The organism is Tsukamurella sp. DT100, from assembly GCF_049844855.1.
Taxonomy (GTDB): domain Bacteria; phylum Actinomycetota; class Actinomycetes; order Mycobacteriales; family Mycobacteriaceae; genus Tsukamurella.
In genome coordinates, this window is the sequence record NZ_JBNCLV010000009.1 from 88,193 (window position 1) to 103,573 (window position 15,381).

Here is a 15,381-nt window from a genome sequence, read left to right on the forward strand (position 1 = left end):
GGTCGTAGCCTGGCCCCATGAGCCCCGCGAGCTTCTCCGTCTCGATCCCGCAGATCCTCGACGGCGCCTTCGACGCCGCCGGCGTCCGCGACTACCTGATCCGGGCCGAGGAACTCGGCTTCGAGGGCGCGTGGACGTCGGAGCAGACGGTGGGCGGCGCGGCGATGCTCGCGCCCCTGGAACTGCTGTCCTGGGCCGCGGCGTACACCAACCGGCTGCGCCTCGGGGTGGGGGTGATCGTGTCCTCGCTGCACGATCCGCTGCAGCTCGCGGCCGCGGCCACGTCCGTCGACAGGCTCAGCCACGGGCGTCTCGACCTGGGGCTCGGCTCGGGCGGCGACTTCCGCCCGTTCGCCGCGTTCGGCGTCGCCCGCGAGAGCTTCATCGCCTCGTACACCGAGGGCGTCGAACTCATGAAAGCCGCGTGGGCGGACGGTCCGACGGTGACCTTCGACGGGCGCTTCCGTCAGGTCGACGGGGTGTCGATCCCGCTCAAGCCGGTGCAGCGCCCGCATCCACCGCTGTGGTTCGGCGGCGGCGCCCCGAAGGCGCTCGCCCGGGCCGTCCGGCTCGGGGACGGCTTCCTGGGCGCGGGATCGTCCACCACGACGCACTTCCGCGGGGCGGTGGGCACCGTCCGAGACGAACTGGCGCGGCACGGACGGGACGCCGACGGGTTCCGGATCGGCAAGCGGGTCTACCTGGCCATCGACGACGATCCCGCCCGCGCGCGCCGCGCGGCGGACGAGGGCCTGTTCCGGATCTACGGCGCGCTGGCGACCCGGTTCGGCGATGTCGCCGTGACCGGGACGCCGGAACAGGTCGCCACCGGGATCGCCGAGGTCGTCGACGCGGGCGCGCAGACCGTCCTGCTCAACCCCATGGGCGTCGACGTCGCCGCGGACCGCGAGCAGCTCGAGCGGCTGCACGCCGAGGTGCTCCCCCTGCTCGGCTGACGGGGCTCCTCAGCGAGGACCGGTCGCGCGGTCCCCGCGGGTCATCCCAGTACCCGGCGGCTCGATGCCGCGGCGTTGTCCGCATGGGCCCGGCTGCGCGAGGCGGGGGTCACGCACACCACGTCGCCGTCGTACGCCTCCCGCCAGACGAAACCCTGCTTGCAGGTGTTCGGCCCGTACGCCCCGCCGCCCGGCTGCCGGCGGGATGCCGCGAGCCGATTCTCCTCGGCCGTCGCGGTCCGGGTGGGCGGCGTCACGCAGACGTGATCGGAGGCACGGGCCTCGCGCCAGACGAAGCTCTGTTTGCAGGTGTCCGGGCCGTACGGCAGGTTCGGTCGGGCGGTGATCGACGCCTCCTCCCAGGGCGAGCACGTCGAACTGCTCAGGACGTGGGTCTCGCAGCCCTGGACCTTCACGGTGTACGTGACGCCCGGGTTCACGGTGGTGATCCGGAAGCTACCGCGGCGGCCCCCGGCCACGGCGTGCTGCGTCTCCGCTCGGCCCGGGCGGCTCCACCGGAAGTTGTACCCGTCCCACTCCTGATCGCCCCGCCACTCGACCACGATCGTGGTCCCTGTCTGGTACAGGTTGTCGATGCACGGCTGCCCCACCGCGCACAGCACCTGATCGCCGCCGACCGGCACGGCTGCGGCGGGGGCGGGAACGGCGAGGACGCCGCACACGACGGCACCCCAGGCCACCGCCGCACCGAGGTGCCGCGTACCGCGCGGACGATCGCTCCTGGTTGTCCGAGTACTCATGATGTCTCCTTCGGCCGGGCTGCTGATCCGCCGAGTCAACCGCCGCGGCGGTGGACTCCGATAGCGTGACGGACTACTCGTTCTCCGGCACCGCGCTACTCGATCCGCCGGCGGCGGACGGGTGCCGTCGGAGCGCACGAACGCCGCGCGCCGTCCCGCCACCCCGCCTCACGCCGGTCGCCGCGGTGCGGCGCGCACCAGGTCACGTCGCCGTAACAATGCGGCCCGAACCCGGAAACACCGCGCGGGCACCGTGGGCGGCATGGATGTGGAGACGGTGTGCGGGTACTGCGGGGTGGGCTGCGGCCTCACCCTGCAGGTGCGCGACGGCGCCGTCACCGGCTCGGTCGGCACGAAGCACCACCCCGCGAATCGCGGGCGGCTGTGCACCAAGGGCACCACCACCGTCGACCTGCTCGCCGCCGGTGGCCGGCAGACCCGCGCGGAGGTGCGTGCGGACCGCGACGCCGACCGCGGCACCGTCGAGCTCGCGGAGGCGATCGCGGCGACCGGACGGCGCCTGCGGGAGATCCGGGACGCGCACGGGCCCGACGCGATCGCCCTGTACGTGAGCGGGCAGATGACGCTGGAGGCGCAGTACCTCGCGACCAAGCTGGCGAAGGGCTTCCTGCGCACGAAGTGGATCGAGTCCAACTCCCGGCTGTGCATGGCGAGCGCGGGAACGGGCTACAAGCAGTCCCTCGGCTCCGACGGGCCGCCCGGCAGCTACGACGATCTCGACCACGCCGACGTCTTCCTCGTCACCGGCGCCAACATGGCCGACTGCCACCCGATCCTGTTCCTGCGCATGATGGACCGGGTCAAGGCGGGCGCGAAGCTGATCGTGGTCGACCCGCGGCGCACCGCGACCGCGGTGAAGGCCGACCTGCACCTGCCGATCCGCCCCGGCACCGACCTCGCGCTGCTCAACGGCCTGCTCGCATTGCTCGTCGACCGCGGCGCCGTGGACCGGGAGTTCGTCGACGCGCACACAGAGGGCTGGGACGCCATGCCCGCCTTCCTCGAGGACTATCCGGTGGATCGCGTCGCCGAGATCACCGGACTCGACGCGGCCGACATCGAGCGCGCGGCCGAGCTCATCGGCGGCGCCGCGAACTGGACCAGTCTGTGGACCATGGGCCTGAACCAGTCCACCCACGGCACCTGGAACACCATCGCGCTCTGCAACCTGCACCTGGCCACCGGCGCGATCTGCCGCACCGGCTCGGGCCCGTTCAGCCTCACGGGCCAGCCGAACGCGATGGGCGGCCGCGAGATGGGTTACATGGGGCCGGGCCTGCCCGGCCAGCGATCCGTGCTCGACGGCGGCGACCGCGCCAGCACCGAGGCCCTGTGGGGCCTGCCGGAGGGCACGATCCGGGCCGACGCCGGCCAGGGCACCGTCGAGATGTACCGGGAGCTGGCGGCCGGGAACATCAAGGCCGCGTGGATCATCTGCAGCAACCCGGCGGCGTCGATGGCCAACCGGTCCACCGTGATCGACGCCCTTCGCTCGGCGGAGCTGGTGGTCGTGCAGGACGCCTACACCGCCACCGAGACGTCCGCCTACGCCGACATCGTGCTGCCCGCCGCGCTCTGGGCCGAGACCGACGGCGTGATGGTCAACTCGGAGCGCTCCCTCACCCGCACCGCCGCCGCGACTGCGCCGCCCGGCGACGCGCTCCCCGATTGGAAGCTGATCTGCCTGATCGCCGCCGAGCTCGGTCACGGCGCCGACTTCGACTATCCCGACGCCGCGGCGGTCTTCGAGGAGCTCAAGGCCTTCCACAATCCCCGCACCGGCTGGGACGTGCGCGGCGTCGACCACGCACGCCTCGCGCAGGGCCCCGTGCAGTGGCCCGCCGCGCCGGGCGGGCCCGACCGGAACCCGATCCGCTACCTCGACGAGGACCGGGGCCTACGGTTCGCGACCCCGACGGGCCGCGCGCGCTTCCTCCCCCGCCCGTACCTGCCGCCCGCGGAGCTGCCGGACGACGAGTACCCGCTGATCCTCACCACCGGTCGCCTCGCGCACCAGTGGCACACCATGACCAAGACCGGCCGTGTCGCCAAGCTCAATCGACTCAACCCCGCGCCGTTCCTCCAGCTCAACCCGGAGGACGCCCACCGGCTCGGTCTCGCCGACGGCGCGCGGGTGCGGGTCTCCAGCCGGCGCGGCGGGGCGACCCTGCCGGTGGCCGTCGACGACGCCGTCCGGCCGGGAGTCTGCTTCGCCCCCATGCACTTCGCCGACACCTTCGGAGAGGATGTGGCCGTGAACGCGGTGACCAACGACGCCGTCGACCCCGAATCGCTGCAGCCCGAGTTCAAGGTGAGCGCCGTCGCGCTCACGCCCGTCCCGGCGGACCCGCCCGCCCCCGTCGAGGCGCCGGCGTCCCCGCTCGCCGCGGCGCTCGCGCCGTACGCCTCGGGCCCCGGCGAACTGACCGCGGAGGCGTCGGGCTACCTCGGCGGCCTGCTCACGGGCCTGAGCGCCGCGCCCCCGTCCGGGGTGCCGACGGTGCCCGGCGACGCCCCGCTCGCCCCGATCGCGCGGGCCTGGCTCGAGGGTGTCCTGGCGGGCGTGTTCGGCGGCGCCCCGCAGGCCCCGGCGGCGACGGTGACCGTCGTCTGGGCGTCGCAGACGGGCACGGCCGAGGCCTACGCGACGGACTGCGCCGCAGCGCTGGACGGCGCGGGCATGACGGCGAGGGTCCTCGGCGCCGAACAGGTCTCGCCCGCACAGCTGACGGGAACCGTGTTGTTCCTGGTCGCCACGACCGGCGACGGCGAGGCCCCCGACAACGGCGTCGCGCTGTGGGACGCGCTGGCCGGGGCGGAGCCCGGCGACCTGGGCGGCCTGCGGTTCTCCGTCCTCGGCTTCGGCGACCCCTCGTACGCCGACTTCTGCGGCTTCGCCCGCAAGCTGGACGCCCGGCTCGAGCACCTCGGGGGCGCCCGGCTCGCCCCGCGCGCCTCCTGCGAGCCCGACTACGCCGAGACCGCCGCCGCCTGGCTCGGCGCGGTGGTGTCCGCGCTGGATCCGGAGGCCGCGCCGCCGCAGCCTGCGGCACCGGAGCCGACCGGCCACTCCCGCACCCATCCGTTACGCACCCGCCTGCTGGAATCCGAGCGGCTCTCCGGCGACGGTTCGGCGAAGGACGTGCGCCGCTTCACCTTCGCGCTCCCGTCCGACGCACTCACCTACCGCGCCGGCGACGCCCTGGGAATCTGGCCGGTGAACTCGGGCGCCGTCATCGAGGAGTTCTGCGCCCGCACCGGCGTCCACCGCGACTGCCCCGGCCTGGACCGCAAGGACCTCACCCGGATCACCCCCGAGCTGCTGCGCTTCGTCGCGGACCGTTGCGAGGTGGGCGACGAGCTGCGCGGGGTCCTCGACGAGCCCACGACATTCGCCTCGTGGACCTGGGGCCGCCAGCTGCTCGACCTGCTCGCCGAGCACCCGGTGCAGGCGGAACCGGAGGAGTGGGAGGCGCTGCTACGGCCGCTCACGCCGCGGCTGTACTCGATCTCCTCGAGTCCCCGCGAGGACGCCGACCGGGTCTCGATCACCGTCTCCGTCGTCGGCTTCGACCACGACGGCAGGCGCCGCGGCGGCGCCTGCTCGACGCACCTCGCCGGCCTCGACGCCGACGGAGAGGTGGACGTCTTCGTCCAGCCGACCCGCGGCTTCCTGCCGCCGGAGGACGCCGACGCGCCGGCGATCATGATCGGCCCGGGCACGGGCATCGCGCCCTTCCGCGGCTTCCTGCACGACCGGGCGCGCAGCGGCGCGACGGGGCCGAACTGGCTGTTCTTCGGCGAGCAGCACGAGGCCACCGACTTCTACTACCGCGCGGAGCTCGACGGCCTCGCCGCGGACGGGGTGCTCACCCGGCTCGACACCGCCTTCTCCCGGGACTCCGACCGGAAGGTGTACGTACAGGACCGGATGCGCGAGCACGCCGCCGAACTGTGGGAATGGATCCGCGCCGGCGCGCACCTCTACGTGTGCGGCGATGCGGCGCACATGGCCCGCGACGTGGACGAGGCCCTGCGCGGTATCGTCGCCGAACACGGCCACATGGCCCCGCGCAGCGCGGACGCCTACCTGGCGGCGCTGTCCGCCGAACGGAGATACGTGCGTGACGTCTACTGACCACGACCCGGCCGCGTCCTGTGACGCGGCCGTCGTCGTGGCCGGTGGCGCAGCCCGTCGCCTCGGGCTCGACAAGCCCGAGCTCGTGGTCGGCGGCCGCCGGTTGCTCGACGCCGCGATCGCTGCTGCCGGCGAGGCGGCCGTGGTCGTGGTGGGACCGCCGCGCGCCGTGCCGGAGCACGTCGTCGTGGTCCGCGAGGACCCGCCCGGCGGTGGTCCCCTCGCCGCCATCGCCGCGGGGCTCGCCGCCGTTCCCGCGACGGCGCGGACGGTCGCGGTGCTCGCTGCGGACCTGCCCGAGGTGGAACCGTCGACCCTGGCCCGCCTCGCCGCGCTCCGCGCCGAGACCGCGGCGCCGGTCGCGCTCGCCGAGGACCCGCACGGGCACCCCCAGTACCTGCTGGCGGTGTGGGACGCCGCCGCCCTCCGCGCCGCGCTCGCCGGGATCGGCAGCACCGAGAACGCCCCCGTCCGCGCGATCCTCCCGCCCGACGCGGCCCGGTTGCGCCTCCCGCTCGAGGACGCCGACACCCCCGAGGACCTGGCGCGCGCCGAGAAGTCTCCCCTCGCGATCCGCCGCCTCCTGCGGACCGCCCTCCCCGCGCTCCCGGCGGCCGGCGGCCCGCCGGTGCCGGGTGCCGCGCTCGCGGAGGCGCTCGTGGCGGCCGCACCGTTCCCGCCGTTCGACCAGTCCGCGATGGACGGCTGGGCGGTGGCGGGCCCGCCGCCCTGGCGCCCCGTCGACGGCGCCGCGCTCGCGGGGCACGCCGCCCCGCCGCTGGAACCCGGCACCGCGGTACGAATCGCCACCGGCGCGCGCCTGCCTGCGGGCGCCGACCGGGTGATCCGCGACGAGGAGATCGTCACCGACGGGCCGGCCCTGAACTGCACCGATGCCGCCCGCAACGACGTCCGCCCGGCCGGATCCGCGTGGCCGGACGGCGCGACGCTGGCTCCGGCCGGCGCCGCGATCGACCCGGCGCTGGTCTCGCTGGCCACCGCCGCCGGCGTGACCGCGATCGCCGCCCGCGGACCCCTGCGGATCCGCCTGCACACCTCCGGCGACGAGGTCGGGGCCGCGGGCCGCGCGGGCCTCCCCGAGACGGCCTGGGGCCCCGTCGCCGCGGTCTTCGAGGCCTCGGGCGCGCGCGTGCTCCGGGGACCCCACCTGCCGGACGCGCCCGCCTCCTTCCGCGCCGCCCTCCTCCCCGACGGTGCCGACGTCGTCGCCGTCATCGGCGCCACCGGCCGCGGCGCCGCGGACCGGCTGCGGGGCGCCCTCGCCGAGGCCGGCGCGACGCTGCTGGTCGACGGGGTGGACGTGCGCCCCGGCGGCTCCCTCCTCGTGGCGACGGTGCCGGACGGCCCGATCGTGCTCGGCCTGGGCGGAAACCCGATGGCGGCTCTGCTCGGGGCCGCGCTCCTCGCGCGGCCGCTGCGTGCGGCGCTGCTGCGCGAGACCCCGCCGGCCGCGGAACTGCTCGCCCTCGCCGATCCCAACCCCGACGACCGGTGGCGCATGCTGCCCGTCGAGCCCGACGGGGCCGGACGGTGGCGCCTGCCCGCCACGGTGGCGACGCCGCACCTCCGCGACGCCGCCGGGCGCCGCGGCATCGCGCTGGTGCCCCCGCTGGCGCAGCCCGGCGACCTCGTCGAACGCCTGGCCTGACCCTCCTCACGACCGCGCGACGCTCTCCGTGAGGAAGGCGTGATCGACGGGCAACACGGCGGCACAACCCCGCAACACCACCTCCTTACATTCGGTGCCAACGGTTTCCGACGAGAGGAGAGGTCCATGGTCACCCAGCGCACCGTCGTCGTGGTGGGTCACGGCATGGTCGGGCACAGGTTCGTGGAGGCGCTGCGCGCCCGCGACGAGGCGGGGGCCTGGCGGATCGTCGTCCTGGGCGAGGAGGCCGACGGCGCCTACGACCGGGTGGGGCTGTCGTCCTACGTCGGCACGTGGGACCGCTCCGAACTGGCGCTCGCGGGCAACGACTACGCCGGCGATCCGCTGGTCGAGCTGCGGCTCGGGGCGCGGGTGACCGGCATCGACCGGGCCGCGCGAACGGTGACGACGGCCGACGGCCCCGTCTCCTACGACGCCCTGGTCCTCGCGACCGGCTCGTACGCCTTCGTGCCGCCGGTACCCGGCCACGACCTGCCGGGATGCCACGTCTACCGCACCCTCGACGACCTGGACGCGATCCGCGCCGACGCCGACGCGGCGCTCGCCCGCTCGGCGGAGCCCGTCGGCATGGTGGTCGGCGGCGGCCTGCTCGGCCTGGAGGCCGCGAACGCCCTCCGCACGCTGGGCCTGCGGCCGCACGTGGTGGAGGTCAACCCGCGGCTGATGCCGCAGCAGGTCGACACCGGCGGCGGCGAGCACCTGGCGCGGATGATCGGCGACCTCGGCATCGACATCACCCTCTCGTCCGGCACCACCGACATCGCCCCCGGCCAGCACGGGCTGGCGGTGACGCTCAAGGACGAGAGCGTCGTGGACGCGGCGGTCGTGGTCTTCGCCGCGGGCGTCCGCCCGCGCGACGAGCTGGCCCGCGAGGCCGGGCTCGACCTCGCCGAGCGCGGCGGCGTCCTCACCGACCTGTCCTGCGTCACCTCGGATCCCGCGGTGTTCGCGATCGGCGAGGTCGCCGCGATCGAGGGCCGCTGCTACGGCCTCGTCGGCCCCGGCTACGCGACGGCCGAGGTGGTCGCCGACCGCCTGCTCGGCGGCGACGCCCGGTTCCCCGGCGCGGATCTGTCCACCAAGCTCAAGCTCCTCGGCGTCGACGTGGCCTCGTTCGGCGACGCCCACGGCGCCACCCCGGGCGCACTCGACGTCGTGGTCAGCGACCCGATCGGCGGCACCTACGCCAAGCTGGTGCTCTCCGACGACGCCTCGACCCTGCTCGGCGGCGTCCTGGTCGGCGACGCCTCGCAGTACGGCGTGCTGCGGCCGCTCGTCGGGTCGTCGCTGCCGGGCGACCCGGTCTCGCTCATCGCGCCCGCCGGCGGCGACTCCCCGGGCATCGGCATCGGCGCACTCCCCGATGCGGCGCAGGTCTGCTCGTGCAACGACGTCTCCAAGGGCACGCTGTGTTCGGCGATCGCCGACGGGGCGTGCACCGTCGCCGAGCTCAAGGGCTGCACGAACGCGGGCACGTCCTGCGGTTCGTGCGTGCCGCTGCTCTCGCAGCTGCTGGAGGCCGAGGGCGTCACAGTGTCGAAGTCGCTGTGCGAGCACTTCACCCAGTCCCGCGCGGAACTCTTCGAGCTGGTCCAGGCGAGCGGGATCCGCACCTTCTCGGGCCTGATCGAGCGCTTCGGGTCGGGCACGGGCTGCGACCTCTGCAAGCCGACGGTGGCATCGATCCTCGCGTCCACCAGCTCGGACCACATCCACTCCGGCGAGCAGGCGTCCCTGCAGGACAGCAACGACCACTTCCTCGCGAACATCCAGCGCAACGGCACCTACTCGGTGGTGCCGCGCATGCCGGGCGGCGACGTCACCGCCGAGCAGCTCATCGTGATCGGCGAGATCGCCCGCGACTTCGGGCTGTACACCAAGATCACCGGCGGCCAGCGGATCGACCTGTTCGGAGCCACCGTCGACCAGCTGCCGCTGATCTGGCGGCGCCTCGTGGACGCCGGCATGGAATCCGGTCAGGCCTACGGCAAGTCGCTCCGCACCGTGAAGAGCTGCGTCGGCAGCGACTGGTGCCGGTACGGCCAGCAGGACTCGGTGCAGATGGCCATCGACCTCGAGCTCCGCTACCGCGGGCTGCGGTCGCCGCACAAGATCAAGATGGGCGTCTCCGGCTGCGCCCGCGAGTGCGCGGAGGCCCGCGGCAAGGACGTCGGCGTGATCGCCACCGAGTCCGGCTGGAACCTCTACGTGGGCGGCAACGGCGGCATGACGCCGAAGCACGCGCAGCTCCTCGCGGGCGACCTGGACCGGGAGACGCTGATCCGGTACGTCGACCGGTTCCTCATGTACTACATCCGCACCGCCGACCGGTTGCAGCGGACGGCGCCGTGGGTCGAGGACCTCGGCATGGACCGCCTCCGCGAGGTCGTCATCGACGACGCGCTCGGCCTGGGCGCGGACTTCGAGGCCACCGTCGAGCGGCACGTCGACGGCTACGGCTGCGAGTGGAAGGGCGTCCTGGACGACCCCGACAAGCTCGCCCGCTTCGTCTCCTTCGTCAACGCCCCCGGCGCCCCCGATCCGACCGTCGACTTCGGCGAGAAGAACGGCCGCAAGGTGCCGATCCTGCTGGGCACCCCCACCCCGTCCATGCCCTCGAGGGAGGACCGCGCATGACCACCGCACCCTTCGACCTGCACCGCTGGACCCGCGACTGGACGGCGGCGTGCCCCGCCACCCGCCTCGAGCCGCTGCGCGGCGTCGCCGTCCTGTTGCCCGACGGGGCCCAGGTGGCCCTGTTCCGACTGGCGGACGACAGCATCCGCGCGATCGGCAACATCGACCCCATCGGCCGGGCGGCGGTGATGTCCCGCGGGATCGTCGGCGACCGGGGCGGATTCCCCGTGGTCCAGTCGCCTCTGAAGAAGCAGGCCTTCAGCTTGCTCGACGGCCGCTGCCTCGACGCTCCGGGCGTCTCGATCCCGGTGTACGACACGCGGATCTCGCTCGACGGCGTCGTCTTCGTCGCGAACTCGCCCGAGGTGCGCTTCGGCTTCCGTCCCCGTCCCCGCACTCTGTGATCGCACCACCGCTACTCTGCTCCTGACAGCTGAAGGAGTAGGCGATGACAGGTCCCGGCGACCCTTCCGTTCGACTGCACGACCGGAGTCCCATGGCGGCCGCCGACGTCGGATTCCTCATCGGCTCGATCGCGCCCGTCATCGACGACCGCGGCCGCGCCGGTGCACCGCACGGGCGGATCAGCCCGACCGCCCTGTCCGTCGATTCCGCGGGCACCCCGCGACTGATCGACGTCCCGGACAGCGACGAGGCGCTGTTGTACGCGGCGCCGGAGATCCACGACACCGGACTCATCACCGGCCAGTCCGAGGTGTACTCCCTCGGGAGCACCACGTACACGCTGCTGACGGGCCACCCGCCGAATCCGTACGGGTTCGCGACGGTGCGCCGGGATCGGCCCGATCTCGGACCCGGTGTCGACGGCGTCCTGCTCCAGGCGACCGCTCGGACGCCGGAGCTGAGGTTCGCGACGGCGACCGCGTTCGCCGAGGCGCTGGCGGAGGCTCTCGAGCAGCCCGTGCACGCGTCAGCGATACCGGTGCGGTCCCCGGCGCCCCTGCCGGAGCCCCAGTTGGTCGTCGACGTCCCCGCACCCCCGGAGCCGCCGGCCCCGAGCCGCCCGTTCGAGATACCCGAGGCCGCGCTGCCGATCGTCTTCCTCCTGCTGGTCGTCCTGGCCGCGGCGGGCTTCATGGCCCTGTTCCTCAGCGGATCCTGAACCGGGGCATCGGATGACCGACGGCGACGACTTCGCGACCCTGGTCCGCGCGACCGGACCGCTGCCCGCCGACCGGGTCGCCCGCGCCGTCGCGGAGGCGGCGGCCGAGGTGGACCGCCTGCTGGCCGAGGGACACCCGCACGGCCGGATCAGCCCCGCGGCGATCATCGCGCCTGCGGACGGCCGCATCGCCCTCGCCGACCCGGCCTCCCTCGGCGGCTCCCCCGACACCGGCGCGCATGCCGCACCGGAGATCTTCGCGGGCTCCCCGCCCGATGCGCGGTCCGAGGTGTTCTCGCTGGCCAGCACCGCGTACACGCTCCTCACCGGGACCGCGCCGAACTCCTTCGGCATCGCCAACGCTCGCCGCGCGCGGCCCGATCTGGGCCCGGGTCTCGAGGCCGCGCTCACGCGGGCGACCTCGCGCGACCCGGCGTTCCGATTCCAGTCCGCAGGCGATTTCGCCCGGGCGCTCGCGGAGGCCCTCGCGCCGGCACCCGATGCCGCCCCGCAGGACTCCACCGCGGAGGTGTCCCGCGCCGCCGGACGGCCGCGGCGGGTCTCCGCATCGACGCTGATCGCCCTGGTCGCCGGCGCGCTCGCGGTGATCAGCGCGCTGCTGTGGGGCGCGATCTTCGTCGTGCAGAACCTGTTCTGACCCCGAGGTCAGCGCCCGACGACGGCGTCCACGCCCTTCGACGCGGCCAGTCCGGCGTGGCTGCGACGCAGGCAGGCGAGGCGCACGACCGACGGGTGCAGGCCCAGCGGTTCGGCGACCACGTCGGCGCCGGAGTCGCGCAGGCGCTGCTGGAACAGCCCCTCCGCCAACAGATACGACGCGACCGCCACCGACGGGGCACCGTTGGACCGGACGCGGGCGACGACCTCGGGGACCGAGGGGTAGCCCTCGCTCTGCTGGCTGGGCGCGGCGAAGGCGATGGACACCCGGCTCCCCACCAACGCCGACAGGGCGGCGGCCGTCCGCCGTAACTCTCCCTGCGCGTGCACGTCCCGCGTGCCGGCGGCGGCCATGACGACCGCGTCGCCGCGCTGCCACCCCGACTCCAGCAGCCGCCCGAGCATCGCGCGGGCGAGCTCCGGAGACGGGCCGAGTGCGGGCGTCACCGTGGCGGCGCGGTGGCCGGACTCGGCGACCTCACGGGGCAGGTCGTGGCGCACGTGGAAGCCGCTGGACAGGAAGGCGGGCACGACCACGGTGGGCTCGTGGTCGAGCGCGGTCAGGACCTCCGAGGGCGTCGGTCCGAGGACGTCGACGAACGCCACGCGGACCGTCTCCGCCAGTCGCGCGGACATCGCCGCGGCGAGGTCGCCGACCATCGCGACGCCGTGCTCGCTGCGGGTGCCGTGCGCCACCAGGAGGGTTCCCATGTCAGTGCTCCTCATCGATCGCGAGGCGGTAGCCCCGCTTGACCACGGTCGCCACGATCTCCTTGTGGCCCAGGCCCGATCGCAGCCGCCCGACGGCGGCCTCGACGGCGTGCGGATCGTCGCCACCGAGCGCGGCGAGGAGGTCCTCGCGGGAGACGACGGCGCCGGGCTCGCGGGAGAGCATGCGCAGCAGGACGATCGAGGTGGGCGTCAGCTCGCGCTCCTCGCCGTCGACGACCGCGCCCCGGGCGCGCAGGCCGAGGCGGTGGCCCGCGACCGGGAGGTCGGGGCGGCGCGCGGGCAGGTCCTGTTCGACCAGCCGGGCCAGGGCACCGAGGCGCATGCGTTCGGGGGTGACGGAGGCGATCCCGAGTCGGTCGAGCGGCGTCGCGGTGACCGGGCCCACGCAGTACGGCACGACCGGGCCGGTCAGCGCGCCGCTGACGGCCCCGTCGAGCCCGAGCTCGGCGGCGCGCTCGAGGACCGAGGCGACGGCGGGCGCGGACGTGAAGGTGACGGCGTCGACGGCGGACGTGGCGATCGCCTCGACGATCCGGTCGAGGCCGGTCAGGTCGGCGGGCCGCTCCCAGCGGTAGACGGGCACCTCGACGATCTCCGCGCCGAGCGCGCGCAGCCCGTCGAGCAGGCCGGGGTTCGGGTCCCACTTGTCCGTGGCGCCGTGCAGCTGGACCGCGACGCGCTGACCGGTGAGGTCGGTGCCGGAGAGGTGGCTGAGCACCTCGGCGGAGGACTCCGACTCCGGCGACCACTCCTCGCGCAGCCCCGCGGCCCGCAGCGCGCCCGTCGCCTTCGGCCCCCGGGAGATGACCCGGCCGGCGCCGAGCGCCGCGATCAGCCGCTCCGCGAGCCCCCAGCCCTCGGCGGCCTCGAGCCAGCCGCGGAAGCCGATGCCGGTGGTCGCGACCAACAGGTCGGGCGGGGATTCGAGCAGATTCTCGGTCGCGGCGCGCAGCCGGTCGTCGTCGGACAGCGGGACCATCGCGATCGCGGGAGCCGCGAGCACGGCGGCGCCGCGCCGCTCGAGCAGGGTGGCCAGCTCGTCGGCGCGGCGCGCGGCCGTGATGGCCACGGTGAATCCGAGAAGGGGGCGGGCCGGCGCCTCGGTCATCGGATCGGGCTCCTTCAGTGGGACGGTCATCGGGTGTCGGCGACGGTGAGGGCATCGTCGCGCGACGTGTGCTCCAGCGTCCCATGCCCGCGCGGCGCGGGCGTACGCACGTACACCTTCCAGGTGACCACCGCGGCGAGGACGTAGAAGGCGCCGAACACCCAGAACGCGATGGTCGCGGTGCCCGAGGACTGGTACGAGGCGCGCAGGACCAGGTTGATCCCGACGCCGCCGAGGCCGCCGATCGCGCCGGCGATGCCGATCACGGCGCCGGACATCGCGCGGGAGTAGTGCGTCCGCGTCGCCTCGTCGGCGTCGAGCGAGCGGGCCTTGGCCTCGAAGATCGACGGGATCATCTTGTACACGGAGCCGTTGCCCAGTCCGCTGAGCAGGAACAGGGCGATGAAACCGAGGACGTACGCGCCCAGCACCGCGCCGGACGGGGCGCCGGAACCCGCGGTCGTGGCCGCCGCGATGAGCACACCGCCGGCGGCGATCATCCCGGCGAAGACGTACAGGGTCACCCGGCCGCCGCCGAGCCGGTCGGCGAGCTTGCCGCCGTACACCCGCGAGATCGAGCCCAGCAGCGGACCGAGGAAGGCGATCTGTGCGGCGTGCAGCGAGGCCTGCGCGGCCGTCTCGCCGCCGGCCCGGAACGTCGCCTGCAGCACCTGTCCGAAGGCGAAGGAGAAGCCGATGAAGGAGCCGAAGGTGCCGATGTACAGCAGGGAGACGATCCAGGTGTCGCGATCCTTCGTGGCGGCCCGCATCGCCGCGGTGTCGACCGTCGGGACCTGCAGGTTGTCCATGAACAACGCGGCACCGATGCCGGCCACGGCCAGCAGCACCAGGTAGACGGCGCACACCCAGTAGGGCTCGCGGTTGCCGAAGGTCGCGATGACGAGGAGCCCCACGAGCTGCACCGCCGGGACGCCGATGTTGCCGCCGCCCGCGTTGAGCCCGAGGGCCCAGCCCTTGAGCCGCTGCGGGAAGAAGGCGTTGATGTTGGTCATCGACGAGGCGAAGTTGCCGCCGCCGAATCCGGTGAGCGCGGCGCACGCGAGGTACACCCACAGCGGCTGCCCCGGGTTGGCGAGGATCACCATCGTGGCGATCACCGGGACCGCGAGGACGAAGGCGCTGAAGATCGTCCAGTTGCGCCCGCCGAAACGAGCCGTGGCCAGGGTGTACGGGATCCGCAGGCAGGAGCCGACCAGGGTGGCGGTGGCGCCGATGAGGAACTTGTCGGCCGTGCTCAGGCCGTAGACGTCCTGCGGCATGAACAGGACCATGACGGACCACAGGGACCAGACGGAGAAGCCCACGTGCTCAGCGATGACGGACCAGAGGAGGTTGCGCTTCGCGACCTTCTCCCCTCCCGACTCCCACTGCTGCCGGTTCTCCGGATCCCAGTCCGTGATCGTGTGTGATCGGCTCATGTCCAGACCTCCCGGTGCGTCGACGATCTCTCTGGCGTCGAAGGTAGGCAGGCGATGTTGCGGCGCCGGTTCCCGCGGTGTCCGCCCCGTGAACTCGA

General features: G+C 74.1%; 11 protein-coding genes. 7 read left to right on the plus strand and 4 right to left on the minus strand.

Translation table 11 applies throughout. The annotated features are described in order from the left end of the window. The first annotated feature begins 17 nt into the window (after nt 1-17). Nucleotides 18-956: an LLM class flavin-dependent oxidoreductase gene (locus ACLQ3K_RS20465; RefSeq protein ID WP_426001321.1), complete on the plus strand. Its 939-nt coding sequence runs from the start codon at nt 18-20 to the stop codon at nt 954-956. 41 nt (nt 957-997) lie between these two features. On the opposite strand, the gene ACLQ3K_RS20470 is transcribed toward ACLQ3K_RS20465, so the two are convergent. Further along, nucleotides 998-1,717: a hypothetical protein gene (locus ACLQ3K_RS20470; RefSeq protein WP_426001323.1), complete on the minus strand. Its 720-nt coding sequence runs from the start codon at nt 1,715-1,717 to the stop codon at nt 998-1,000. Between the two features lie 262 nt (nt 1,718-1,979). On the opposite strand from ACLQ3K_RS20470, the gene ACLQ3K_RS20475 reads away from it, so the two are divergent. From ACLQ3K_RS20475 to ACLQ3K_RS20500, 6 genes are all read left to right on the plus strand, one after another. After that, nucleotides 1,980-5,876, plus strand: coding sequence for a molybdopterin-dependent oxidoreductase (locus ACLQ3K_RS20475; RefSeq protein ID WP_426001324.1), 3,897 nt, complete (start codon nt 1,980-1,982; stop codon nt 5,874-5,876). Beyond that, nucleotides 5,863-7,545: an NTP transferase domain-containing protein gene (locus ACLQ3K_RS20480; RefSeq protein ID WP_426001325.1), complete on the plus strand. Its 1,683-nt coding sequence runs from the start codon at nt 5,863-5,865 to the stop codon at nt 7,543-7,545. Before ACLQ3K_RS20475 ends, ACLQ3K_RS20480 begins: the two co-directional genes overlap by 14 nt. Nucleotides 7,546-7,671: 126 nt before the next feature. Then, nucleotides 7,672-10,203 (plus strand): nitrite reductase large subunit NirB, encoded by a 2,532-nt coding sequence (nirB, locus tag ACLQ3K_RS20485; protein WP_336671666.1) that lies wholly within the window; start codon nt 7,672-7,674, stop codon nt 10,201-10,203. After that, nucleotides 10,200-10,607 (plus strand): nitrite reductase small subunit NirD, encoded by a 408-nt coding sequence (nirD, locus tag ACLQ3K_RS20490; protein ID WP_426001326.1) that lies wholly within the window; start codon nt 10,200-10,202, stop codon nt 10,605-10,607. Before nirB ends, nirD begins: the two co-directional genes overlap by 4 nt. A 92-nt stretch (nt 10,608-10,699) precedes the next feature. Continuing rightward, a complete protein-coding gene (locus ACLQ3K_RS20495; protein WP_224645468.1) occupies nt 10,700-11,326 on the plus strand; it encodes a hypothetical protein in 627 nt (208 codons plus the stop codon). Between the two features lie 13 nt (nt 11,327-11,339). After that, on the plus strand, nt 11,340-11,984 hold the full coding sequence (locus ACLQ3K_RS20500; protein WP_224645467.1) for a hypothetical protein: 645 nt from the start codon (nt 11,340-11,342) through the stop codon (nt 11,982-11,984). A gap of 8 nt (nt 11,985-11,992) precedes the next feature. Here the strand turns inward: ACLQ3K_RS20500 and ACLQ3K_RS20505 are convergent, their stop codons facing one another. The 3 genes from ACLQ3K_RS20505 to ACLQ3K_RS20515 are packed head-to-tail and all read right to left on the minus strand — an operon-like array spanning nt 11,993 to nt 15,283. Next, nucleotides 11,993-12,715: a sirohydrochlorin chelatase gene (locus ACLQ3K_RS20505; protein ID WP_426001327.1), complete on the minus strand. Its 723-nt coding sequence runs from the start codon at nt 12,713-12,715 to the stop codon at nt 11,993-11,995. Nucleotide 12,716: 1 nt separating this feature from the next. After that, nucleotides 12,717-13,874 carry a uroporphyrinogen-III synthase gene (locus tag ACLQ3K_RS20510; protein WP_426001329.1) on the minus strand — a complete coding sequence of 386 codons (1,158 nt, stop codon included), beginning with the start codon at nt 13,872-13,874 and terminating at the stop codon, nt 12,717-12,719. Beyond that, on the minus strand, nt 13,871-15,283 hold the full coding sequence (locus tag ACLQ3K_RS20515; protein ID WP_224645464.1) for a nitrate/nitrite transporter: 1,413 nt from the start codon (nt 15,281-15,283) through the stop codon (nt 13,871-13,873). The genes ACLQ3K_RS20510 and ACLQ3K_RS20515 overlap by 4 nt, the downstream gene beginning before the upstream one ends. Nucleotides 15,284-15,381 lie beyond the last annotated feature (98 nt).